Source organism: Flavobacterium tiangeerense, from assembly GCF_007830355.1.
GTDB lineage: Bacteria > Bacteroidota > Bacteroidia > Flavobacteriales > Flavobacteriaceae > Flavobacterium > Flavobacterium tiangeerense.
In genome coordinates, this window is record NZ_VLKO01000007.1 from 117,182 (window position 1) to 142,455 (window position 25,274).

The 25,274-nt window shown below is 32.6% G+C and carries 22 protein-coding genes; 14 read left to right on the forward strand and 8 right to left on the reverse strand.

All coding sequences use genetic code 11. The annotated features are described in order from the left end of the window. Positions 1-123: 123 nt before the first annotated feature. Both IQ05_RS15510 and IQ05_RS09340 read left to right on the forward strand, forming a co-directional pair. Positions 124-354, forward strand: a complete 231-nt coding sequence (locus IQ05_RS15510) for a hypothetical protein (RefSeq protein WP_244289556.1) — start codon at positions 124-126, stop codon at positions 352-354. Positions 355-703: 349 nt separating this feature from the next. Next, positions 704-1,213, forward strand: a complete 510-nt coding sequence (locus IQ05_RS09340; RefSeq protein ID WP_144892299.1) for a GNAT family N-acetyltransferase — start codon at positions 704-706, stop codon at positions 1,211-1,213. Positions 1,214-1,330: 117 nt separating this feature from the next. Here the strand turns inward: IQ05_RS09340 and IQ05_RS09345 are convergent, their stop codons facing one another. From IQ05_RS09345 to IQ05_RS09355, 3 genes are all read right to left on the reverse strand, one after another. After that, on the reverse strand, positions 1,331-1,888 hold the full coding sequence (locus tag IQ05_RS09345) for a DUF4494 domain-containing protein (RefSeq protein WP_144892301.1): 558 nt from the start codon (positions 1,886-1,888) through the stop codon (positions 1,331-1,333). 167 nt (positions 1,889-2,055) lie between these two features. Beyond that, positions 2,056-2,688: a nitroreductase family protein gene (locus IQ05_RS09350; RefSeq protein WP_144892303.1), complete on the reverse strand. Its 633-nt coding sequence runs from the start codon at positions 2,686-2,688 to the stop codon at positions 2,056-2,058. A 32-nt stretch (positions 2,689-2,720) separates the two neighbouring features. Then, positions 2,721-3,299 carry a TetR/AcrR family transcriptional regulator gene (locus IQ05_RS09355; RefSeq protein WP_144892305.1) on the reverse strand — a complete coding sequence of 193 codons (579 nt, stop codon included), beginning with the start codon at positions 3,297-3,299 and terminating at the stop codon, positions 2,721-2,723. A 198-nt stretch (positions 3,300-3,497) separates the two neighbouring features. On the opposite strand from IQ05_RS09355, the gene IQ05_RS09360 reads away from it, so the two are divergent. The 4 genes from IQ05_RS09360 (at position 3,498) to IQ05_RS09375 (ending at position 8,188) form a co-directional block, all read left to right on the forward strand. Beyond that, the gene (locus tag IQ05_RS09360) at positions 3,498-4,124 is read left to right on the forward strand and encodes a TetR/AcrR family transcriptional regulator (RefSeq protein ID WP_394345201.1); all 627 of its coding nucleotides are present in this window, start codon (positions 3,498-3,500) and stop codon (positions 4,122-4,124) included. Continuing rightward, positions 4,114-5,439, forward strand: coding sequence for a TolC family protein (locus IQ05_RS09365; protein WP_144892309.1), 1,326 nt, complete (start codon positions 4,114-4,116; stop codon positions 5,437-5,439). The genes IQ05_RS09360 and IQ05_RS09365 overlap by 11 nt, the downstream gene beginning before the upstream one ends. Before the next feature lie 9 nt (positions 5,440-5,448). Then, positions 5,449-6,528 carry an HlyD family secretion protein gene (locus IQ05_RS09370; RefSeq protein WP_144892311.1) on the forward strand — a complete coding sequence of 360 codons (1,080 nt, stop codon included), beginning with the start codon at positions 5,449-5,451 and terminating at the stop codon, positions 6,526-6,528. 76 nt (positions 6,529-6,604) lie between these two features. Then, complete coding sequence (locus IQ05_RS09375; protein WP_144892313.1) at positions 6,605-8,188, forward strand: DHA2 family efflux MFS transporter permease subunit; 1,584 nt, start codon at positions 6,605-6,607, stop codon at positions 8,186-8,188. 43 nt (positions 8,189-8,231) lie between these two features. Here the strand turns inward: IQ05_RS09375 and yaaA are convergent, their stop codons facing one another. Then, positions 8,232-8,990, reverse strand: coding sequence for a peroxide stress protein YaaA (yaaA, locus tag IQ05_RS09380; protein ID WP_144892315.1), 759 nt, complete (start codon positions 8,988-8,990; stop codon positions 8,232-8,234). Positions 8,991-9,150: 160 nt separating this feature from the next. On the opposite strand from yaaA, the gene IQ05_RS09385 reads away from it, so the two are divergent. The 5 genes from IQ05_RS09385 (at position 9,151) to IQ05_RS09405 (ending at position 14,400) form a co-directional block, all read left to right on the forward strand. Further along, positions 9,151-9,672 carry a GNAT family N-acetyltransferase gene (locus IQ05_RS09385; protein ID WP_144892317.1) on the forward strand — a complete coding sequence of 174 codons (522 nt, stop codon included), beginning with the start codon at positions 9,151-9,153 and terminating at the stop codon, positions 9,670-9,672. Between the two features lie 5 nt (positions 9,673-9,677). After that, complete coding sequence (locus tag IQ05_RS09390; RefSeq protein ID WP_244289557.1) at positions 9,678-10,916, forward strand: MFS transporter; 1,239 nt, start codon at positions 9,678-9,680, stop codon at positions 10,914-10,916. Positions 10,917-10,981: 65 nt separating this feature from the next. Next, the gene (locus IQ05_RS09395; protein WP_144892321.1) at positions 10,982-12,226 is read left to right on the forward strand and encodes an NAD(P)/FAD-dependent oxidoreductase; all 1,245 of its coding nucleotides are present in this window, start codon (positions 10,982-10,984) and stop codon (positions 12,224-12,226) included. A gap of 8 nt (positions 12,227-12,234) precedes the next feature. Continuing rightward, on the forward strand, positions 12,235-12,813 hold the full coding sequence (locus IQ05_RS09400; protein WP_144892323.1) for a hypothetical protein: 579 nt from the start codon (positions 12,235-12,237) through the stop codon (positions 12,811-12,813). 168 nt (positions 12,814-12,981) lie between these two features. Beyond that, complete coding sequence (locus tag IQ05_RS09405; protein ID WP_144892325.1) at positions 12,982-14,400, forward strand: amidohydrolase family protein; 1,419 nt, start codon at positions 12,982-12,984, stop codon at positions 14,398-14,400. A gap of 33 nt (positions 14,401-14,433) precedes the next feature. On the opposite strand, the gene IQ05_RS09410 is transcribed toward IQ05_RS09405, so the two are convergent. The 3 genes from IQ05_RS09410 to rho form a co-directional block, all read right to left on the reverse strand. Further along, on the reverse strand, positions 14,434-16,764 hold the full coding sequence (locus tag IQ05_RS09410; protein WP_144892327.1) for a PAS domain S-box protein: 2,331 nt from the start codon (positions 16,762-16,764) through the stop codon (positions 14,434-14,436). Positions 16,765-17,018: 254 nt separating this feature from the next. Then, positions 17,019-19,487, reverse strand: coding sequence for a zinc-dependent metalloprotease (locus IQ05_RS09415; RefSeq protein ID WP_144892329.1), 2,469 nt, complete (start codon positions 19,485-19,487; stop codon positions 17,019-17,021). A 233-nt stretch (positions 19,488-19,720) separates the two neighbouring features. Beyond that, a complete protein-coding gene (gene rho, locus IQ05_RS09420) occupies positions 19,721-21,478 on the reverse strand; it encodes a transcription termination factor Rho (RefSeq protein WP_144892331.1) in 1,758 nt (585 codons plus the stop codon). 184 nt (positions 21,479-21,662) lie between these two features. Between rho and IQ05_RS09425 the strand changes: the two genes are divergently transcribed. The 3 genes from IQ05_RS09425 to IQ05_RS09435 all read left to right on the forward strand — a co-directional run bounded on the left by IQ05_RS09425 (position 21,663) and on the right by IQ05_RS09435 (position 24,753). Beyond that, positions 21,663-22,076 (forward strand): DUF4293 domain-containing protein, encoded by a 414-nt coding sequence (locus IQ05_RS09425; RefSeq protein WP_144892333.1) that lies wholly within the window; start codon positions 21,663-21,665, stop codon positions 22,074-22,076. Between the two features lie 218 nt (positions 22,077-22,294). Then, positions 22,295-22,957: a response regulator gene (locus tag IQ05_RS09430; protein ID WP_144892335.1), complete on the forward strand. Its 663-nt coding sequence runs from the start codon at positions 22,295-22,297 to the stop codon at positions 22,955-22,957. 68 nt (positions 22,958-23,025) lie between these two features. Further along, complete coding sequence (locus tag IQ05_RS09435) at positions 23,026-24,753, forward strand: tetratricopeptide repeat-containing sensor histidine kinase (RefSeq protein ID WP_144892337.1); 1,728 nt, start codon at positions 23,026-23,028, stop codon at positions 24,751-24,753. Here IQ05_RS09435 and IQ05_RS09440 read toward each other — a convergent pair. After that, positions 24,728-25,225 carry a metallophosphoesterase family protein gene (locus IQ05_RS09440; protein WP_144892530.1) on the reverse strand — a complete coding sequence of 166 codons (498 nt, stop codon included), beginning with the start codon at positions 25,223-25,225 and terminating at the stop codon, positions 24,728-24,730. The two genes, IQ05_RS09435 and IQ05_RS09440, sit on opposite strands and share 26 nt — an antisense overlap. Positions 25,226-25,274 lie beyond the last annotated feature (49 nt).

Here is a 25,274-nt window from a genome sequence, read left to right on the forward strand (position 1 = left end):
GATTAAATAAAGAGTAATTTTTAATAATTTTATCCGCAACAATGAATTAAAACCAACTATTTTTAGTTTAAAAATAGTACGTTTAGACTCCTAATTTGATTTCATTTATTAAAAAAACGTTAGATGACCACTTTTCCAGTAATAGCCTCAACATTGTCAGAAAAAGAATTAGGAGATTTTATCAAAAAAAGGTACGAACTGACAGACGATTATAATTGTAAATTGTACCGGACAGGTGTAAATCACACCTACTTTATTTCGAAAAATGAAACTAAATTTGTTTTAAGAGTATACTGCTATAATTGGCGAACTAAATTAGAAATTGAGCAAGAATTAGAACTTTTGAATTTTTAGAGAAAATTCTTTTTCGGTATCAATTCCAATTTTAGATAAAAAAGAGAATTTCATTCAAGAAATTAATGGAATTCCAGAAGCGGGAGCATCTATTTATATTTTTTTAGGAATACAAGCGCAAAGATTTGATTGGTCCAATAACTTAATTACTGAAAACTATCTCAAAATGTATGTTGAAAGAATCAAAAATTGGATTGAATACATTGAGCGAAACAACAATTCTAAAAATTAATGCTTTAGTTTTATTGAAATACATTTCTGTTTTTTACACAAAAGGGTAAATGAATTATAGTTCAAAGATTTATTTTAATATCGATTAATAAAAGCAACCAACAAAAATACATTTACTATGGACATTCATTTTAGACAAGCAAATCAAACAGATGCTGCTGCAATTTGGACCATTTTACAGAACGCTATTTTGCGAAGAAAAAATGACGGAAGCACACAATGGCAAGATGGTTATCCAAATCCAGAAATTATAAACAACGATATTTTAAAAGGCGCTGGATATGTTTTAGTACAAGATCAAACTATCATAGGATATACAGCTGTTTATTTCAACTATGAGCCTGCTTATGAAAATATTCAAGGAAAATGGCTGACAAATAACGACTTCCTGGTGGTACACCGAATTGCCATTGGCGAAAGCCAAACAGGAAAAGGACTTGCAAAAATGATTTTAAAATATGTTGAAGAACTAGCACTTGAAAAAAACATTTATAGCATAAAAGCAGATACCAACTTTGATAACCTGCCTATGTTGCGTATTTTTGAAAGTTTGGGATATCAATATTGCGGCGAAGTTTTTTTTAGAGGAAGTCCTCGAAAAGCTTTTGAAAAAACACTTAAACCTTAATCCGTTACCAAAATAAAAACGGTTTACAAATCCCTTATGCTGCTGCTGATAGCAAAAGAAGAGATTTGAGAACCGTGTTTAAAAAGTATAGCTATAATTAATAAACTAAGCTTCCAATTATGCTATAGTTTCTTCCTCTACTTCGTCTACAAATTCCATGTGATCTTCTATTTCTGGAGTGATATCTGGTTTTGAAGCTTTTAAGGCATTAAATCGTTCTAATTGCTCAAGTTCACCTTCATCACCACTGAAATAAGGAAAAACATCCATAATAGCTGACTCAGATACAGCAGGAATGGTGTAATCACCCATGGTTCCTTTCATGATCGTTATCGTATTATCGTACGCTTCTCTTACATCATTGGCTTGCACTAAGACATACATATTTGTTTTGCGTTCCTTTCCGCTTTCTTCATCATAAGCAATTAGTGAAATTTTAGAACGGAACCACCTGTCTGCATTTTCAAAAGGGTGAATTTCAGCATAATTGGCTACTTTAATATTGGTGATTTTAAATTCTTCACTAATATATGCTGCCATTTCTTCATTGATTCTACTTTCGGCTTCTGTATACGATAGAGCATCTACAAGATAAGGCTCGGTAGTAATTTTTTGACCACCAGTCTCGTCTGTTTTTCTATATTTTACTTTGCATTCGTACCAAATATTACTCATTTCAATTATTTTTTAGGATGCCAAAGATAAATTTTAAAGAAAAAAAACAACCTTTTTTTTCAAATAGATATTCACAAATTACATTCTAATTGAAAAATCATTTTACATCCTAAACAAAAAAATCTCTCCAAGTAGGAGAGATTTTTTAAAAGATTATTTTCTTAGAACTAGTCAATAAAAGTAACTAAATCTGATTTACTCTTTCTAACTTTTACTAAGTCTGATAACCAATCGTTTTTAGCATCGCGGTATCCTACAGGAAGTATAACACAACTTCTTAAGCCTTTTTCTCTTAAACCTAAAATTTCATCAAGAGCATCAGGATCAAAACCTTCAATTGGTGTGGTATCTACCCCTTCAAAAGCAGCCGCTGCAATGGCCATAGAAAAAGCAATATACGCTTGTCTAGCTGCATGTTGAAAGTTAACTTCTGGATCTTTTTGCGGATAACTGCTTAAAAGCATTTGTCTGTAATTTTCAAATCCTTCATTTTTAAAACCACGAATCTCATTTGTAAGATCAAACATGGTATTGATACGCTCTGCAGTATATGTGTCCCAAGCAGCAAAAACAAGCAAATGTGAACAATCTGTAATCACCGATTGGTTCCATCCTATAACTCTTATCTTTTCTTTAATCTCTTGATTAGTAACTACCATAATCTCAAAAGGCTGTAAACCACTTGATGTAGGTGCTAGAATTGCGGCTTCAAGAATAGTATCTAATTTTTCTTGTGAAACCTTTTCACCATTCATTGCTTTTGCAGCATATCTCCATTTTAATTTGTCTATTAATTCCATGTTATATTTAGTATATTAAATTTATTTATTTTTTAAGCTTTGATGCTATCCCAGGCCATCTGGAAACTTTCGTTTAAAATATTTTCATCCGCAGTACACAAATCTTTACTATTTATATTCATTAAGAACGCCATAGGATATATGGAATGGGCATACAATAAGTATGGCGAACTATTCTTGATGACTCCCTTACTTATTCCTTCTTTCCATAAATCAAAAAGTGGAGCCAAAAAGAGCAACCCCTCTTGCCTTGTTTGATCATCAATCATAGGGGTATTATCACATTGTGACAAAAATGATGCTTCCTCTGGATGTTTTAATTTATAATGTACCATTTGGTGCCAAATCGTTTTGAATCTTTTTTCTAAAGAGATATCCTCGGCATAATTGACAAAAGCGGCTTGAGTAAAACTTGACTTAACAGAAAGATACAACTGGTTTAACAATTCCTGTTTACTACTAAAAAAAAGATAAATGGTTGCAGGAGATATGGAAGCAGCTTTCGCAATTTTAGCCATTGATGCTCCTTGAATACCACCACTGTTGACAAGCTGCAAGGTAGCTTTTAATAATGCCGTACGTTTATCTATACTTTTTTGTAGCTGTGCCATATTCTATTTCTTGTTCAAACCAACTCGAACTATAATATTGTACAAAAGTATTCAAAAAAAAGAATGAACGTTCATAAATTTAAGTTAATAGTTAATTTACAGATTTAAAAATATTGTTAAATAAAAGTTAAAAAATAATTAAACAACTGTTTAAATTAAACACATGTTTAATTTTGCTAAATCAAAAAAAAGATTCGTTTGAAAAGTAATTTTAATGACAAACAAATTCAAATCCTAGAAGTTGCAGAAACTCTATTCTCAGAAAAAGGATTTGACGGTACCTCAATACGGAACATTGCTAAACTAGCCCAGATCAATGTGGCTATGGTTTCCTATTATTTTGGTTCCAAAGAACGTTTGCTTGAATCATTAATTGTCTATCGCACTTCAGATTTAAAACTCCAATTGGAGAAACTCCTTCAAGAAGAAATAGAACCTCTGGAAAAAATAAACAAATTAATAGCCCTTTACATTGATAGGATTAACCTAAATAAGGGAATTTATCGCATTTTACATTTTGAATTTACATCTAAAAAAAGAGAACAAAACATTCAAGCATTCTCTGAACTTAGAAAAGGAAATTTAAAATCCCTAGAATTGATTATTGAAGAAGGACAAAAAAAAGGAATTTTTAGGAAAGATGTTATTATACCTCTTATAACTCCAACTATTTTAGGAACTTTTTTTCATTTCCACATGAACAAACCTTTTTTTGAGAATTTATTGAATTTAAAAACAGAGGATTTATATAACAATTACATAAAGACCAATTTGACTAATCACATTCAACAAACAATAAAAGCCTTGCTAATATATGAAAGCTAGTAAATTCATGCTCTTTGGGATTTTCTTCATTGGAATTTCAGCTGTAGAAGCACAACAGAAAACAAGTCTTACGCTTACGGAAGCAATAGACATGGCTTGGAGTAAAAGTAATGAGATTACTTTAGCTAACACTAAAATCAAAACAAAAAAACTCGAGTTACAAGCTACTAAAAACAATCAATATCCAGATTTAAAACTTTCAGGACAATACCAACGCTTGGCAAATGCCGGTATCAATTTTAAGTTAAATCAAAGTAGTGATCCACAACAAATGCCCGTTGTCAATCAATTGATGGTAGGACAATTGAATGCTACTGTTCCGGTTTTTGCAGGCTTTAAACTCCAAAATAGCATTAAAGCTCAGGACTATTTGTACCAGGCAGAAATGGCAAATGCAGAACAAACCAAAGAGGAAATTGCTTTGCGTGTTATTGAGTATTATGCAAATTTATACAAAGCACAAAAAACAATTGAAATTTTAAAGGAAAATCAAAAAAGTGCCAAACAAAGAGTTAAAGATTTTATTGAACTTGAAAAAAACGGTATAATTCCTCGAAATGACTTACTGAAATCAAAATTACAAGTTTCAAAAATTCAGTTATCACTCGATGAGACCACAAACAACTTAAAAACAATCAATTTTTATTTAACTACGCTGTTAAAATTAAATCCCGAAACACAACTTGAAATTAGAGAAGCTGATTTTGCTGATTTTCAAATGACAAATGTGCCTACTAATGAATTACCAGCCTTAGAAAACAGAAAAGATTTAAAAGCGTTACAGCATCAAGGTAAAGCTAGTGAAACAAGTGTAAAAATATCCAAAGGCTCCTACTACCCTACCATAGCGCTTGTAGGTGGATATACCGCACTAGACTTAAGCAATGTCATAACAGTTCAAAATGCTATGAATGTAGGCGTAGGAATTTCGTATGATTTAAGTATGCTTTTGAAAAACGGAACCTTGGTGAAAATTGCTGAAAATAAAGTTATAGAAGTGCAAAATAACGAAGCAATTTTAACCGATTACATTCGGACACAAGTCAAAAAAGCAATAGAGGACTATGATCTTGCTTTAAAACAAACTGTAGTTTATGAGGAAGCACAAGAGCAAGCTACAGAAAATTATCGGATTGTCAAAGATAAGTATGACAACGGACTATCTGACACAAATGATTTGCTTGAAGCTGATGTAGAGCAACTCAATTCAAAAATTAATAAAGCTTTGGCGAAAGCCAATAGTATTCAAAAATATTACGAGTTACTCTCGGTTACAGGTCAATTATCACAATCATTCAATCTCGCTCATAAATAAAATACTACCATGGAAAAGAAAAAAACAAATACAAAATTTATAATTATCCTAGTAGCATTGGTAGTTTTGGGTGGTACATACGGTACCTTCAAGTACATGCATTCCCTAGCACATGAAGAAACAGATGATGCCCAAATTGAGAAAAAGATGAATCCTATTATTCCTAGAGTTTCAGGATATGTGGATAAAGTGTACATCAAAGACAACGATTTTGTCAAAAAAGGAGACACCCTTTTTACAATTGATAAAAGAGATTATTTATTAAAAATCGATGAAGCAACAGCGGCACTTATAGGTGCAGAGGGCAACTTTGAAGTTTCTAAAGCAGATATTGGTAGTGCATTAGCAAGTATATCTGTATCAGATGCCAATGTATTGTTTGCAGGTGGAAATATAGAAACGGCGAAAATTAGATTAGGAAGAGTTAACAGTGACTACATTCGTTATGAAAACTTATATAAAAGCCACTCAATAACTAAGCAACAATATGAGCAAGCGCTTGCTGCAAAACTTGAAGCCGAAAATCAAGTACGCGTTTTACAACAACAAGAAAGAGCTAGTGCTTTTCAAAAATCAGTAATTGTAGCAAAATCAAAAGTATCTAATAAACAAACTGAAGTAGCCGCTGCCAATATTAAGCGCGCAAGAGCATTGGTTGATGCAGCTAAGCTAAACTTATCTTACACTGTTATCACGGCAGCAATTGATGGACAAGTATCAAAAATTGACATTCAACCAGGACAACTAGTACAACCTGGACAATCTTTATTTTACATCATCAATAATAATGAAGCATGGGTAGTTGCAAATTTTAAAGAAACTCAGCTTAACAAAATGGTAGTGGGACAAAAAGTTACTGTAAAAGTTGATGCTTATCCCGATTATGATTTCCAAGGGACTTTAACTTCCTTTTCACCTGCTACAGGTTCACGATTTTCTTTGCTTCCGCCAGATAATGCAACAGGGAATTTTGTAAAAACAATTCAAAGATTACCAGTTAAAATCAGTTTAGACCCAACAAATGATGCCGAGAAAATAAAATTATTACGACCTGGTATGAATGTAGATGTTGATGTTAGAATAGATTAAGCATCTTAAAATGCTTAATCTGAACTTATAAAACGAAAAACTTTAACTCTAATGATAGTTTACACTTAGTAATAAAATGGTTGAATCGGGAGAAGATGATTTAGTAGAATACGGTTTTAGGCGTGTCATTATAACAATTACAGCAGTACTTTGTGCCATGCTGGAAATTGTAGATACCACAATTGTAAATGTAGCTTTAAACAACATGCGTGGAAGCTTAGGTGCATCACTTACAGATGTGGCTTGGGTAATAACGGCTTATGCAATTGCAAATGTTATTGTGATCCCGATGACGAGCTGGTTGTCACAGCAATTTGGTCGTAGAAATTATTTTGCAGTTTCTATAATTATATTTACGGTTTCATCCTTTTTATGTGGAAATGCCAGTAATATATGGGAACTCGTTGCTTTTAGATTCATTCAAGGATTGGGTGGAGGTGCCTTATTAGTTACAGCACAAACCATCATTACAGAAAGTTATCCTGTTGCAAAACGTGGAATGGCTCAAGCGATATACGGTATGGGCGTCATTGTAGGACCTACACTAGGACCGCCGCTTGGTGGATATATTGTTGATCATTTTTCTTGGCCGTATATTTTTTACATCAATATACCGATAGGAATTATTGCTACATTATTGACACTATCATTTGTAAAAAGTCCTAAATACGGTAAAAAATTAAAAGCAAGCCAGGTAGACTGGTGGGGCATCTTTTTATTAACCGCTTTTATAGGTTCCTTACAGTACGTTCTTGAACATGGGCAGCAAGATGACTGGTTCAATAATATTACAATTATAACCCTTAGTGTAGTTACTGTTTTTGGGTTAGTTCTTTTTATATGGAGGGAGCTTACTTATGAACACCCCATAGTAAACCTGAGAGTTTTAAAAGACACTAATCTTAGGGTGGGAACAATTATGTGCTTTATTTTAGGATTTGGTTTGTATGGTTCTACCTTTATAATCCCTATTTATACACAATCCGTTTTAGGGTGGAGTGCTTTAGATGCGGGCCTATTACTAATTCCAAGCTCTATAACTACAGGAATTATGATGCCGTTCATTGGTAAAATGATTCAGCGGGGAGTTCCACAAGCTTATATGGTAGCTGTCGGATTTTTAATGTTTTTCTTTTTTACTTTTTGGATGCAAAGTGTGATCACTCCAGACTCTGGGGAAGAACACCTGTATTGGCCACTAATTCTTAGAGGAATAGGTTTAGGATTATTATTTGTACCCATATCTACACTTTCTCTATCTACTTTAAAAGGAAAAAGCATTGGTGAAGGGGCCGCTTTTACAGGAATGATGCGCCAGCTAGGAGGATCTTTTGGTATTGCAATTATAACCACGTTTATTGCTCGATTCAATCAAGAACATCGAGTAAATTTAATAGCACACTTAGACAAAACATCTTTTGAAGTACAAAAAACAGTACAGCAGCTTAAACTGGGTTTCATGTCAAAAGGTTATCCCGAAAATGAAGCATTGGCAAAAGCCTATAAAGCAATAGAATATAAAGTCATGGTTCAAAGTTCAGTGCTATCTTACATGGATATTTTCTTGTACTTAGGAGCTTTGTTCTTGTTATGTATTCCATTTATCCTTTTGATTAAAAAGGGAAAAAATAAAATAAATCCTGCTGATGCTATGCATTAACATAAAAAAAACCGTTAATCGATATTAACGGTTTTTTTATTTTCTATCTGGTAAAAACCAAGTTATTTCCTTTTGACTCTGTGGCATCAAATTGATATCCATCATAATTAAAGCCTTTTAAATCCTCAATAGTTTCTGCATTGGTATCTATGATATAACGAACCATCATTCCGCGGGCTTTTTTAGCAAAAAAACTAATAATCTTGAGTTTGCCGTTTTTATAATCTTTGAACTCAGGTGTAATAACCGGAACTTTTAATGACTTAACATCAACAGCCGAAAAGTATTCGGTACTCGCTAAGTTAACAAACAACTCCCCTTCTTTTAGCTCCTTATTTAAAGCTTTAGTAATGGAAGGTTTCCAAAACTCATAAAGATTTTTACTTTCGCCAATAGGTAATTTTGTACCCATTTCTAATCGATACGCCTGCATTAAGTCTAATGGTTTTAATATGCCATAAAGTCCAGATAGTATGCGTAATTTGTCTTGTAAAATTTCAATTTTTGAAGGTGAAAGAGTAAATACATCCAATCCTACGTACACATCTCCATCAAAAGTGTATACTGCTGGACGAGCATTCTTAGGAGTAAATGGAGTTTTCCATTCTTGATTTCGTTTCCAATTGAGATCTGCAAGTTTATCTGATATGCTCATTAATACTGATAAATCAGCTGGTTTTTTTTCTTTTAAAACTGAATGAATTTCAGCTGACTCTTTTAAGAAAATAGACTTGGTAAACGTTTCAACGGGCAATTTCTTCTCAAAATCTAAGGATTTAGCTGGCGATATCACAATTTTCATACACAATATTCTTCTCGAACGCTTTTATATTAGTAATCCCAAAAGTACTAATTGAAATTTAGATTTCATGAATCTTTAAATTGATTTGTCGAATAGTGTCATAGATTATAAAAATCAATGGTTATTTTATTTATTTTTGGTAAAAACCAGAACCATTTCTATGCACAATATCCAAATAAAAAAAGCCACATTACAAGACCTTTCGCTGTTACAAAAGATAAGCATACAAACCTTTACTGAAACATTCGCAGCTGTCAATACCCCCGAAAATATTAATTCTTACATTACAGAAAAATTAAATGTTGAACAATTAGCAAAAGAGTTAAAACATCCCTCATCGGAATTTTTCATCGCTATTTTGAATAATGAAGTTGTGGGTTATCTCAAGTTAAACACTGGCGAGGCTCAAACAGAGCCACAAGATACGGATGCGATTGAAATACACAGAATTTATGTATTACAATCCTATCACGGAAAAAATATTGGCCAACAATTATTTGATTTTGCATTACAAATGGGTCATGAAAAGCAAGTCAATTACATTTGGTTAGGCGTTTGGGAGGAAAATCATAGAGCATTGCAATTCTATAGAAAAAATGGATTTATTGAATTTGACAAACACCTATTTTTAATGGGTGAAGAACAACAAACTGACTTATTAATGCAATTGAAATTAAAATAATTATGATGGCAGCAGAAAAACCAACCCGAATACTAAATGCAGCTGTTATCGTGGCTGCCCTAGGTTATTTTGTAGACATTTATGACTTATTACTTTTTGGAATTGTTCGTACAGATAGCCTTATTGATCTAGGAATTACAGGAGATGCCATTCGTAACCAAGGTGAATATTTGATAAGCATGCAAATGTTTGGGATGCTTTTTGGAGGAATCCTTTGGGGCATTCTTGGTGATAAAAAAGGTCGGATTTCTGTTTTATTTGGCTCTATAATCATGTATTCTGTTGCAAATATTGCTAATGGTATGGTCACCACAGTAGATGGATATGCTTTTTGGAGATTAATAGCAGGAATAGGTCTTGCAGGTGAACTAGGCGCTGGGATTACCTTAGTTACTGAAAGTTTGCCTAAAGAAAAAAGAGGATATGGTACTATGATTGTAGCAGCCGTGGGAGTTTCTGGAGCTGTAGCTGCATATTTAGTGTACCAAGTTTTTCAAGATTGGCGCTTGTGCTATTATGCAGGTGGAATTTTAGGATTGTTACTTCTTTTTTTAAGAATTAAAATTTCAGAATCAAAAATGTTTCAGGATGCACATAAAAGTACCGAGAAAAAAGGTGATTTCCTGTCTTTGTTTTCGAATAAAACTAGATTTTATAAATACCTGAAATGCATTCTTATTGGAGTTCCGCTGTGGTTTTTGGTCGGAGTACTAATTACTTTTTCGCCAGAATTTGCAAAAGCACTTGGAGTACAAGGATACGAAACTATTGCAGCTGGTAAAGCTATTGCTTGGTGTTATGGCGGACTCGTTTTTGGTGATATTGCCAGCGGATTAATAAGCCAATGGCTAAAAAGCAGAAAAAAAGTAATGGCTCTTTTTTTACTTTTAAATTTAATCATGGTATTCATTTTCTTAAATGCTTTTAATATCACAACAATTACTTTTTACACATTATGCTTTTTGATGGGTTTCTCTGTAGGATACTGGGTATTGTTTGTCACAATTGCTGCAGAACAGTTTGGCACTAATATTCGGGCAACAGTAACTACAACAGTACCCAACTTTGTTAGAGGATCACTACCCCTTATATTACTTATTTATAGTTTATTTAGAGATAGCGTATTTGATGGTGAAATTTTAAAATCAGCAATGATTGTTGGCACATTACTCTCAATTATTGCATTAACAGCACTTTGGAAACTTAAAGAAACTTTTGACACTGACCTAGATTATTCCGAATAAAAAACATCAAAATTGAAGTGCCAAAAAAACAGCAAAAATGATTTATTTTTGTCTAAATTTATACTATGAAACAGGACGTTATTATTGTAGGAGCTGGATTATCTGGATTAACAGCAGCAGTATATTTGCACCGCCAAGGTAGAAAAGTACTAATTTTAGAAAGTAGTGAACGCGCAGGAGGAAGAATAAAAACAGATTCAAAAGACGGTTTCCTTTTTGATCGAGGTTTTCAGGTTTTATTAACTGCTTATCCAGAAACGAGAGCTTTACTGGATTACAAAGCTTTAAATCTCAAAAAAATGCTTCCGGGTACCACCGTAATCTATGACAAGGGAAGCTTTGAAATTGCTGATCCTTTTAGAAGACCATCAGCAACACTAGCAACATTATTTGCTCCCGTGGGAACTATAAAAGATAAGCTGAATACATTGTGGCTTAAAAACAAACTACAAAAACAAAGTATTGAAGCAATTTTTGAACAAAAAGAACAAACCACTTTACAACAATTAAAAGAGTATGGTTTTAGTTCAAAAATGATAAATCGATTTTATTCTCCCTTCCTATCCGGGATTTTTCTTGAAAACGAATTAAAAACTTCTAGCAGAATGTTTGATTTTGTGATGAAAATGTTTTCTGATGGTGATGTTGCCGTACCTGAATTAGGAATGGAAGAAATTCCGAAACAATTAGTGAAAATGCTCCCTGAAGGCAGTATAATATTTAATACTAAAGTAATAAAAATAGATAGCAATACAGTAATAACTGATGATGGAAAAGTATTTGAAGCCAACCAAATTTTATTGGCTACAAATGCAAATGCGCTAACTCAAACGCATTGTCCTAATCAAAAAATGCAATCACAGCAAGTAACCAATGTGTACTTTGTGGCTGAAAAAGCTCCCACAAACAAGGCAGTTGTTGTTCTTAATGCTTCTACTCTTAAAAAATGGGTCAATAACATGACCGTGATGACCAATGTGTCTAAGGCCTATGCCCCACAAGGCAAAATATTAATTTCTGTTTCTTACAATGGCATCCCAACTATTAACGAAAATACACTGGCGGAAAACATGAAACAAGAATTGAAACAATGGTATGGTGATCAAGTTAAATCTTGGAAGATGATTAAATCATACCAAATAGAATATGCATTGCCCAACCAAGAATCGGTTCGAAATGATATATCTAGTCAAGAACTTACATTATCCGAAAATGTATTTATTTGTGGAGATAACTTACTCAATGGCTCTATAAATGCTGCCATGAAAACAGGTAGACTCGCAGCCGAAGCCATGATGAAATCTAAATAAACTACTCCTTGAAAAAAGCAACAATTATTTTATTACTTGTGTTTTTAAACACCGTTTGCCAAGCAAAATATAGACCGTTAATTTTATCTGAATTAATTGATAATGCAGAATTTATTGGTAATGGTACAATCATTAACGTTGAAAAAAATAATATCGTTGTTCAATTTTCGATGTTTTATAAAGGTAACTCCAAATACAAAATTTTTAGAATCCAAAAGTTTAAAGACTGGACTTGTGCTTCAAGATGGGCCGAGTATAGGATTGGTCAAGAAGAAGTATTTTTCTTTTCACTAAACCAAAATAGAAAAATGGTAATTCTAGGTGCTGGAAATGAAGGTGAAATACCAATTTATAAAAACAATGTTATTTATAAAAACACTATTCCATTTGACAAAACAACTAAAAATTACACCATTGAAAAAAATGAAATAAATGGGTATTCATTTTCTCTTTATGAGTTCAAAAGTGGAATTGAAACTTATTTATCTAACAAAAACTATTTTAAAAATTGCAACAAGAAAAAAAGCAAAATGACTAAAAATTTAAACAATACTTTTTTAGAAAAATTAGTTTTTGAATTGCAATAAAGCGCTCAAAATAATCTTTTTTATCAGTAGCCAAAACAGATAATGAAAATGCTTATTTTTGCAAACTATTATATTCCCTTAAAAATAGAAACATTTTTAAGAACGGCTTTCTTCAACCATTTTCTTTTTCAGGAAGTCAGGACATTACCTAAGCTTTAATTAAAAAATATGAAATTAGTATATACTCTATTAGTTGCATTTCTCTTAAACACTGTTTACGCACAAAACGCTGATACTTACTTTGAAAAAATAAGAAACAATGAAATAGAACTCACTGCTTTTTTTTCGCAAATGCCTAAAGGAGGAGATTTACACCACCATTTTTCAGGATCAATTTATGCAGAGCCTTTATTGCAACATGCTATAAAAGAGGATTTCTACCTCAACACAGAAACCATGGACGTGAGAAAAGTAAAAGAAAATTCAGGAAACTGGTCCTTATTTTCTGCGCTCAAGGCAAATGGTACTCTGGATGCATACAAACAAAAAATAATGCAAAAATGGTCTATTAAAGATTATAACTATGTAGATTATCCTTCGGATAAATTATTTTTTGAATCATTTATGAAATTCGAACCGGCAATTCAAGGTAATTTTGCTGCAGGATTATTAGAGCTTAAAAAAAGAGCTATAGCTGAAAATGTAAGTTATATTGAAACGCAATTGTCCACAATTCCAAATACGCTACAAACCGATGATTTAGTAAAATTCGATTCAAGATTAAGACAATTGGCTGCAGCCAAAGATGAAAAGGCAATACTTAAAACATTAGATTCTCTTTTTATCATTTACCAAAAAAGAGATGCTGAACTATATGCTAAAAACTTCAATACTAATTTTGTTGCTAAATTACACAACGAATTAAAAATTGACGATGCACAGTTTACCATGCGCTATCAAAATTTTGTGTTGCGTTTTATGGAACCTGTTGATTTATTTAAAAACATAGTGATTGCATTTATCTCTGCAAACGAGAGCAAATTGATGGCAGGTGTAAATATTGTCTCTCCGGAAGACGGAGAAACCTCTATGAAAGATTATGGCTTGCACATGATGATGTTTAAATATTGTAGTTCTCGTTTTCCCAATGTAAAATATACCATGCACGCCGGTGAACTTACTCTTGGGCTTGTACAACCCGAAGAATTAACATGGCATATTGAAGCAGCAATTAAAACTGCTGGCGCCCAAAGAATAGGTCACGGAGTGGATATAGCTTATGAAAAAGACTCTTATAAATTATTACAATACATGGCTTCTAAAAATATTCCTATAGAAATCAATTTAGTGAGTAATGAATTTATTTTAAAAGTTAAAGAAGAGCGTCATCCGTTTATTTTATATAAAAAATTTGGTGTTCCAATAGTAATTAGCACAGATGATGCTGGTATTTTGCGTACAAATATGACTGAGCAATATGTTTTATTAGCCAAAAGATACAATCAAGTTACGTACAAAGACATCAAGCAATACGTTTACAACAGCATTAACTTTAGTTTTATTAAAGAAGAGGCTGTAAAAAAACAATTGCTTATGGATCTTGACAAACGCTTTGCACATTTTGAAAATCAATTTTCAAAACTGTAAAAAATTCGTGTTTATTGATAACTTGAATTGGTTTTAACTAACATGTTGGCATTTAGGAATGGTTAATATAAAGCTACATCCCTCACCTTCTTTGCTGTCAATATATATGACACCGCCTTTTTCTTCCACAATTTTTTTAACAATTGCTAATCCTATTCCTGTGCTTTCCTTTACGTCACGGGCTTCTATAGTTTGAAACACCTTGAATACTTTTTGCTGATAAGCTTCTGCAATTCCAGGTCCGTTATCCTTTACAGTAAATTGATGATAATCCTTCAAAGATTTGTAGGAGCAATGAATTTTCCCTTTTGGTTTATCATTGTATTTCACAGCATTACTAATTAAGTTCGTAAATACTTGTTGCAATAAAATCCTTTCAGCAAGTACAATAGGAAAGTTTGTCCCCATGGTAACTTCAAAATTATCTGGCACTATTGAGTCTATTAATTGTTCTAAAAGCTCATTAATATCAATACTTTCTTTTTCAATTTCCAAACGACCAATTTTTGAATATTCAAGAACGCCATTAATTAAATTTTCCATCCTAGATACTCTACGACGCAGTAAATCAAAATTTCCTTTTACTTTTTGTGGCATGTCAGGCATGTCCTCAACAATCCATTCAGAGAGGTTATAAATAGCTCTTAAAGGTGACTTTAAATCATGAGACACTACATGAGCATATTCATCTAGCTCTCTATTCTTCTTTTCTAAACTATCAAGAGCAGCTATTAAATTTTCTTCAGCATTTTTTCTATCGGTAATATCAGTCCCTATTGAAATATATTGGTATGGAATTCCTTTATTATCTAAAAATGGAACTATTGTTTTATTTTCCCAATAATAGGTTCCGTCTTTGGCTTTATGTCGTACTTCACCTTTCCAGATTATGCCGCTGTTAATATTTTCTAAAATTTGCTTTCCTATTTCAGTTTCGAAAAAAGCAGCCATATTTGGTTGTTCATTTCCTATTAACTCTTCTCTATCAAATTTTGAAACAGTACAAAAATTATCATTAACATACGTTAGTTTTCTTTTTCTATTAGATATTGATACAATAGCAGCCTCATCGAGTGCAGCTCTGATATCTTTGATTTCTTTAGATTTTTCGGAAAGATTTTGTTCGGCAACCGTAATGTCTGTAACGTCTTGTACAACACCGTTAAGTGCAATTATGGAACCTTGAGCATCCATTACAGGTTCACCAATAGCTAAAATATATTTAACTCTTCCGTCTGGAAAAACTATTCTATAATTTGTTTTGAACCTTTTACCGGTTTTGGACACCTCTCCCATAATATTATCCAAAACTATTAAATCATCTTGATGGATTAAAGTTCTAATTTTTGCAACTAACTCATCTGTAGGCATCTTATCCATTTCAAAAATACGATAATACTCATCAGACCAAATCAAATTTTTTGTAACAAAATTATAATTATAACTGCCAATTTTAGCAATTTGTTGTGACTCCTCCAGCAAATAGTTCACTTCTTTTAAATGCTGTTCTGCAAGCTTTTCTTTTTGAACATTTCTAGCAATTGCGTATAAATTTCCTGTTTCTGGATCTGGTGAAGTGTTCCAACTCAAATTTATATATGATCCATCTTTAGTTCTAAACCTATTTTCAAAACTCACTGTCTGCTTTAAATCAGCAAGTTTTCCTACCTCATCAAGTGTTGATTGCACATCCTCAGGATGAACAAAATCTATAAAAGGTTTTCCTTCTAGCTCTTGTTTTTCAAATCCTAAAACTTTTGTAAAGGCCGGGTTTACTTTATAAAAAAGCCCGTTTAGATTTGCTATACAAACCAAATCCTTTGATAGATCTATAAAGTTTTGCAATTCTTTTTGAGAATCTAGATATTCTAAATTTGTCTTTCTAGAATCTAATAATGCTACCACTTGATTTGCTAAAAGTTGTAAAGCATTTTTTTGTTCTTCATTTAATTTTTTAGGTTCTGTATCAATAACACAAAGTGACCCCATCACAAAACCGTTTTTATTGAGTAATGGAGCACCCGCATAAAACCTTATGTTAGGATCACCTAACACTAATGGATTGTCAAAGAAAAGCTCATGCTCAGTTGCATTTTCTACCTCAAAAACATGATTGTTCATGATGGTATATTGACAAAAAGAATCTTCACGTGATGTTTCACTTGCATCCAGCCCTACACTAGCTTTAAACCATTGTCTGTCTTTATCAATTAAACTCACCAGAGCTATTGGAACTCCACATATATAAGAAGCAAGTTGCGTAATAGCCTCATATTCTTTCTCTGAAATAGTATCTAAAATTGCGTATTCCTGGAGTACTTTAAGGCGTTCAATTTCATTTTCAGGCGTAGGGTAAACTTTCATTTGAAAAGATTTTGATTTACTTGGAAATTTACAAAGAAAAAAAATCATTTCTAACACTGTTGTCTAATAATTATTTATTTTTTTCTTAAAAGACTGTATAAAACTAATTTCAAGACACGACTCAAATCCAAAATTAAAATTAACATAAGAGAATTTAAACTAAGATTCTAAAGAGTAAGTATCTAAAAAAATGCCTCCAAATGAATAAAATACATCTGGAGGCAAATTATAAAATTATTACTGGACACCTATTCTTATGTTGGATTCAAAATTAGATCTATTCTTTTTATAGCATCTTCATAATGATATTTTGTTTCAATATTGACAGCAGCAGATCGAGCAGTTGTCAAAAGTACTTTTAATACATTCAATTCCCCACGAACCAGGCCACGTACATCTGATTGTGCTACATTATAAAAATCAGATGGGCGTCCTGATTTTATTTCTTCTTTCATCAAATAACTCATTCTTTCTATATAAGCTCTTTGCAGGTTTCGTCTGTAGATGGTAACATTGGCTCCAGCCGAAGCTTCTTTCCAAATTCCTTTGCGCATGTCTGCCAAAGCATCTAACGCCTTATAATTTGTAGAACCTACGATTTCTGCATCTAGTAACCTGCCTAAACGTTCAAAACTTAAAACACTATTTAAAAAACGGGCTTGTATGTTTCTAAAACGCTCTGTATATCCAGCATAGTCAAGATTTTTTAAGGTATTTACATTAACAATCCATGTAGGAGAAGCAAATGCATTAGCCTGCAACCACTGCATGGCTTCAATTTGTTTTTCTTTTGGCACAACATTATATACACTTCCTTTTTGATTGGGTTTTTTATAACTTTCGTACACTCCACCTATATTAGTAACAACATGCCCTACATACCTGCCCCACACATCTAGCATTTCTTTGTATAACTCATCAAGGTCTTCGTAATTATTAGTCACATCGCTTGTCCACTCAGGTAAATGAGTTGCAACATACTGTAAATTTTTCAATCCATAAGTACTTGCTTTCATAGCATCATTACCGATGTCTTCTGTTTGTGAAGTAGGATCAAAACTACTACTTTGACTTCCAAACTTATAGGTTATATCTCCTGCTTTTTCCATAATCCACTTATCCAAAGTTGGAACTTCAGCCTCTGGAGAATTTGCATTTGGTATGTATCGATACCCCCAATTTGTGGCATAATGATCGTAAGGTCCCATTTGTCGAATGAAACGAATGTTTTTATCTCCTGGCTGGGCAATATAATTATATCGAGCATAATCCATTAAACTTGCTGCGATTCCGTTTTTTTGAGTAAAAGCTCCGTCTCTATAGCTCTCTGTATTATATGCACAACTTGCACCCATATTGTGAGGAAAACCAAGTGCATGCCCTACCTCATGTGCAATAACCATTCGCATCATTTCGCCCATTTCTTCATCACTAGTGTTCAATGTTCGAGCTGAAGGATTTGCTGCGCCTGTTTCTAGTAAATAACGATTTCTATACGAACGCAAATGGTTGTGATACCAAATTACATCACTCTCAATAATTTCTCCAGTGCGAGGATCAGAAACACTAGGTCCAACAGCATTTCTTGTTGTACTTGCAACATAACGTATCACAGAATAGCGAATATCTTCTGGGCTAAAATCAGGATCTTCTTCTTTGCTCGGAGCATCCTTGGCAATAATAGCATTTTTAAAACCTGCTGTTTCAAATGGTTTTTGCCAATCTTCAATGCCTTGCTTGATGTACTTTCTAAGCTTAACAGGAGTAGCAGGATCAAGATAATAAACTATTGGTTTTATAGGCTCTACAAGCTCTCCTTTGGCGTACGCAACTGGATCTTTAGGCTCTAATCTCCAGCGGCGAATGTATCTTTTACTATCTGATTTTAAGGCTTCGCTGCCATAGTCAATTTGATCCATCGTAAACCATCCTACCCGATCATCGGCCAGTCTGGGTTGCATGGGCTTTTCTGGCAATAAAATCATCGATTGATTCATTTGAATGCTGATTGTTTCAGAATCAACTTGCACGGGTGGTTTTGAAGCATTATAGGTAAAATCTTGAATCACCTCAATGTTCATAGGGAAACTTTTCATGGTATTGATAAAACTGCGGGATTCATCAAGGTTTCTCACCTTGTAAGTATCTCTCATTTCTGCTGATAATCCGCTTATAGAACGAACATCAGTATTGTAAAACTTAGTTACATCAATCACCGTATTCAAAGAGTCTTTACTAAAAGCCACAATATCAAAAGCGAATAAAGTAGGCTCGTAATTATTAGCTTTAACCGAAATGCTTATTGGTAAACTATCGGCAGCAACCGCATTAAACGATTTAAGTTTTATTAAAATTTTATCTTGAAAACGCTGCCAAACAATGAGTTGTTCATTCGTTTCCGAACCTGCATTTACATATCCTCCACCTAAATTTGAAGGTAGTTTTGACAATCTACTCACCAGTAACATGTCTTTATCTAAGAGCTTATTGGGGATTTCAAAAAAATACTTTTTGTCTACTTTGTGGACTGTAAACAAACCCTCATCGGTTATAGCATCTTTTGTAATTACTTTGCTATACTCCTTAATAGTTGTCTCTGGTTTCTTTTCAGGAGCTGTTACTACAACGGCATTTTTGTCTTTTTCCTTTTTAGATTGGGCCTGATTTTCTAAAGGTACAAGACTGGTAAGAGCAATAGCAGTAAAAATGAAAAATTTCTTCATTTAGTAGGTTTTATTGGTTATTTGCTATAAAAATAAATGTAAATCAAGCTTTACTAAATTATATTACACCATTTAACAATTAATTAACAACGAACAAATGGCGTGGTTTGATGTTTTTAAAACTAAGTTTTGCATTTCTATATTGGTTTTAGAGTATTAGAAAAACATAAAAAAACCCAAAAGAAATTCTTTTGGGTTTGGTATTTAGTACGAATTAAATGTTTAAATGAAATTTAATCATTCATAGAAATTAAAAACTCCTCGTTATTTTTAGTTTTCTTAAATCGATCATTTACAAAGTCCATGGCTTCAATAGGATTCATATCAGAAAGGTATTTTCTCATAATCCACATTCTTTGTAATGTTTTTTGATCTAACAATAAGTCATCACGTCTTGTGCTAGAAGAAGTTAAATCAATAGCTGGAAAAATACGTTTATTAGCAATTTTTCTATCTAATTGCAACTCCATATTTCCTGTACCTTTAAATTCTTCAAAAATTACTTCATCCATTTTAGATCCTGTTTCAGTTAATGCAGTTGCAATGATACTTAGAGATCCTCCATTTTCTACATTACGAGCAGCTCCAAAAAAACGTTTTGGTTTTTGTAGCGCATTCGCATCAACACCACCACTTAATACTTTACCAGATGCAGGCTGAACGGTATTGTAAGCTCTTGCCAAACGGGTAATGGAATCTAATAAAATAACAACATCATGACCACATTCTACCAATCGTTTTGCTTTTTCAAGAACAATGTTAGCTATTTTAACGTGTTCTTGTGGTTCTCTATCAAAGGTAGAAGCAATTACTTCACCACGCACACTGCGTTGCATATCAGTAACTTCCTCTGGACGCTCGTCAATTAATAGAACGATCAAATAAACTTCAGGATGATTGGCGGCAATAGCATTTGCAATTTCTTTAAGCAACATGGTTTTACCCGTTTTTGGTTGTGCTACAATCATACCACGCTGTCCTTTTCCTATTGGTGAAAACAAATCGATGATGCGAGTAGAAACAGTGCTTTGTTTTTCGGCCAATTTGAATTTCTCTGATGGAAAAACTGGTGTTAAGTGCTCAAATGAAACTCTATCTCGAACAACTTGTGGATCATGTCCGTTGATTTTTAAAACGCGCACTAATGGGAAAAACTTCTCACCTTCTTTTGGTGGACGTACGACTCCTTTTACCGTGTCTCCTGTTTTTAATCCAAAAAGTCTAATTTGTGAAGTAGATAAATAAATATCATCTGGTGATGCTAAGTAATTGTAATCTGAAGATCGTAAAAAACCATATCCATCAGGCATCATTTCTAACACTCCTTCACTTTCAATGATTCCATCAAATTCAAAATCGGCAGCAGCAAAATTGCTTTTTTTGTTCTTAAAATTCGGATTTTGATTTACGTTCCCGTTAGTGTTTTGCTTATTGAGCTGATTCGGGTTTATTTTTTTTATAGCAAGTGGTAATTCATTTTTTACAGCAGGAGCATCTTCAACTATCGTTTCTGGCTCTGATTCTACTGTTTTAACTTCTTCCTTATTTTTCTTTAAAGCTATCTTTTTCTCGTATGCTGATTTATTAAATTTTATAGCTTTACCCCTTTTAACACCATCTTCCTCAATATTCGTGGACACTGCTGGAATGTCCTCTGTTTTTGTATCTGTTGCAGTTTCGTTATCAGGAGATACAGTAGTAATTGCCTCTGGAGTAACGGATATATCATTTTCAAAAAGCGTACTTTTTTCGTTTTTTTGAATGGGTGCTTTTTTTACAGGAAGTATTCTTGTTCTTTTTGTTTTTTCCTCTTCAAGATTCTCACTAGGTTTTGCAACATTCTCCGGTGCTTTACTAAGTGCTTGTTGCTCTAGTATTAGCCCAATTAATGTTTCTTTTTTTACACCGTTAAACTTTATGGTTTTTGCTAATTTAGCAATTTCTTGAAGCTCAGAAAGCTTCATTTCTTTTAATGCAGAAATATCAAACATGAATGTTCTAGGAATTTAATTAATTTTGTTGGAGATGTTATAAAAGATAGGTGGTAATTTTTTAAATCAACTGACCGCAGTATGAAGTTATTACGGTATTATGATGCAATAATACGAATAAAAAATTAGCATACAATAGTATTTTTAAAAAAGAAAATATATTTTTGTAAAACAAATATAAAAAATGATACAACGAATTCAAACCGTATACCTAGCATTAGTATTCATTATGACTGGTGTTTTGTTGTTTTTCTTGCCACTTTGGACCTTAAATGATGGAAAAGCATATTATTTTATGCAAAATCAAATCTATACCATCATTCTTGGACTAAGTACTATGCTGACACTAGTGAGTATCATTTCATTCAAAAAGAGACAAAATCAATTTGTTATGGGCAGATTGAATATCATATTAAATATGATTTTATTAGCATTGTTTGTCTATCGTTCGCTAAATTTATCTGGAGAAACACCTGCTGTTTCTAAGAAAGGTATTGGGATGTTTCTACCTGTTCTTGCTATCGTGTTTTTAGTTTTGGCTAATAAGGCGATCAAGAAAGATGAAGATCTCGTAAAATCTGTGGACAGATTGAGATAATACTATAATTTTTTATTTATTAGTGCGAAGAAAACCCGAATTAATTTTCGGGTTTTTTTGTTATTTATTGAAAATGATAAGATAAATTAATACAATACGTTGTTGCCATTTGATAAATATTTCAATTACATTAAATTTAAAAATTTTGTAAGAAATAATAAATACAAAATCAAATTAGTGTCTGTTATTTTTTATATATTTGATTATATTAAAACTTTATGTCTGATAAAATCCGAATTCACCTTGCAGATGACCATCAAATATTAATCGATGGTATTAAAACGCTTCTCCACACAAACCCTCACTTTGAAGTCGTTGGTTTTTCTGTAAATGGATCTAATTTGTATCAGGAAGTTGTTCAAAATAATTCTGACATATTAGTACTAGACATCAACATGCCCGAAAAAGATGGCATACAAGTCATAAAAGAGTTTGCATCAAAAGGATTTCCTTGTAAGATTATAATTTTATCCAGTCACGATGATTTACGAATCATTAAAGAAGTTATGAAATTAGGTTCAAGTGGCTATTTGACCAAGAAATGTGCAGGTGAAAATATTGTTGAAGCCATTCAAGCTGTGCACAATGGGGAAGAATATTTTTGTAGATCTGTTAGAGAGAAAATATTTAATTCTGCTACCAAAGAAAATCCAAAATTAAACAAACTCGATCAAAATGGAGATTTTATCTTAACAGATAGAGAACTTGAGATTATAACATTAATTGCTCTTGAATTTAGCGGAAAAGAGATAAGCGATCAACTCTTTATCAGTATGAATACTGTAGAAACGCATCGTAAAAATATTATGAAAAAATTAGACGCAAAAAACTCCATTAGTTTGGTTAAATATGCCCTTAAAAACAAGCTTATAAAAACCTAAATATCAATATATCACTATTAATACATCCATTGTATTGGCTTTTAAATACAAGAATTAATTACAGCAGCATGTTAAACAAGCAAATTACAATTCTGTTTTTATTTATTTTTGGCTTTTTCCCTGTTTTGTTATTGGCCGAAGACAAAACCCAAACAATGAAGGATATCATACTGCTTTCTAACAAATCTATTGAACTCATGCGAGAGGGCAGCTATGAGAAATCTTTGATACAATCTAGACTAGCACTCAGCAAAGCTATTCAAATTAAAGACAATAATATCATTGCTAGCTGCTACAACACTATTGCAGCTAATTTTGATCAACTTTCAGAACCTGACAAAGCATTTTATTATTACAACAAAGGATTAATTTATGCCAAAAAAACCAATAATGATGTATTAAAAAACTGGCTATACAACAATATTGGAAACATTTATTGCTTTGATAAAAAACAATACAAAGAAGGAATTTATTACTATAAAAAATCATTAGAATACAGCACTAATATTAATGATGTTGCACAAATTTTATTTACAAAACTAAATATTACCTGGGCGTACTTTGATATTGGTGATTTTAAAAATGGGTGTCCCTATTTAGATTACATCAATAAAAATCATAAAAAGGACGGTGATGCATCTACAATTGTAGCGCTGCACATGCTTAACGGAATGTATTATTCGAGTATTAATGATACTAAAAAAGCTACCTTACATTTTGAGAATGCCATCAGACTAGGGATTCAAGGAGATGAAAAATCAGATTTATCATTTTCTTATCTTGAGTATTCTAAATTTTTAACAAAAACTGGAGATTACAAAAAAGCATACTCTTACCTCGACTCCTACATTAGATTGACCGAAGAATTAAAAGACGAGGAAAAAATAAAAAAAGCAAATGTTGCAGGAATAAATCTTGAAATCGACGAATATAAACGTGAAATCGACAAAATTGAGAGTGAGTTCAAAACCAAACAAATAGAACTATTAGAAGAACAATACCGCAATAAAAAAATTGTAATTGTTGTAGCTGTAATCTTACTATTACTCTCTTTGGTCTTTTATATTTTAACTTTAAACGCAAAGTTAAAACACAAAAACAAAATTAAAGACTTACAAAGCAAGGTTCAAGAAAACATACTAAATGCCTCCATTAATGGTCAAGAATTAGAACGGAAAAAAATTGCTTCTTTTTTACATGATAACATAAGTGCTCTATTGTCATCTGCTGGAATGCAATTACAAGCTTTTACCAATCAAACACAAAATTTCCCCACTGAAATTACTAAAACAAAACAAATCCTTGAAAATGCACACGACCAAGTTCGGGATTTATCCCATGAATTAATGCCTTCGTTACTGGTTCGTTTTGGATTATTTGATGCTCTGGAAGATCTATGCGAAAAAAACACAAACTCATTACTGAACTTTGTCTTTAACAATTCAGTAGATCGAAACACCCGTTATGACGAAGACTTTGAAATGAAAATCTATTTCATCATTATGGAACTCATTAACAATACTATAAAACACAGTACAGCCTGCCAATCTATAGTTTCATTGGACGAAAATAATAACACGTTGCAAATAAAAATTATTGATAACGGAAAAGGTTTTGATTCTTCTAATTTTCATATTCTTGAGGGTTTTGGAATTAACCAAATCAAATCTAGAATCAATAACTTGAAAGGGACATTTTATATTGATTCAAAACTCAATTGGGGTACAACTGTAAGTATTGAAGTTCCCATACACTACCATAAAAAGAATTCTAACCCCGTTTACCCAACTCAATAATTTCCATATCCTTAATTTTATCTCCTTCTATTACAAATCGCAGCATAGTGCGTACTTGATGAAAACCACTTATACCAGCGGCTCCAGGATTAAGGTGCAAAAGATTCAATTTCTTATCAAACATAACTTTTAGGATATGAGAGTGTCCGCAAATAAATATTTTCGGAGGATTTACAAGTAGTTCTTCTCTAATACTAGCATTGTACTTCCCAGGATAACCACCAATATGTGTGATCCACACATCAACTCCTTCACACATAAATCGGTTGTGTAATGGAAATTCCATTCGAGCCTTTGCATCATCTATATTACCATAAACAGCACGCAAAGGTTTTACTTTTTGTAGCGCATCAGTAACAATCAGATTACCTATATCGCCCGCATGCCACACTTCATCGGCTTGGTCCACATATTTTAAAATGGTATCGTCTATATGACTGTGCGTATCCGAAAGTAAAAGGATTTTTTTCAATGTAAGTTTTTTTAGGAGCTTTTTCCAGCTATACGCTTTATTCCCGATC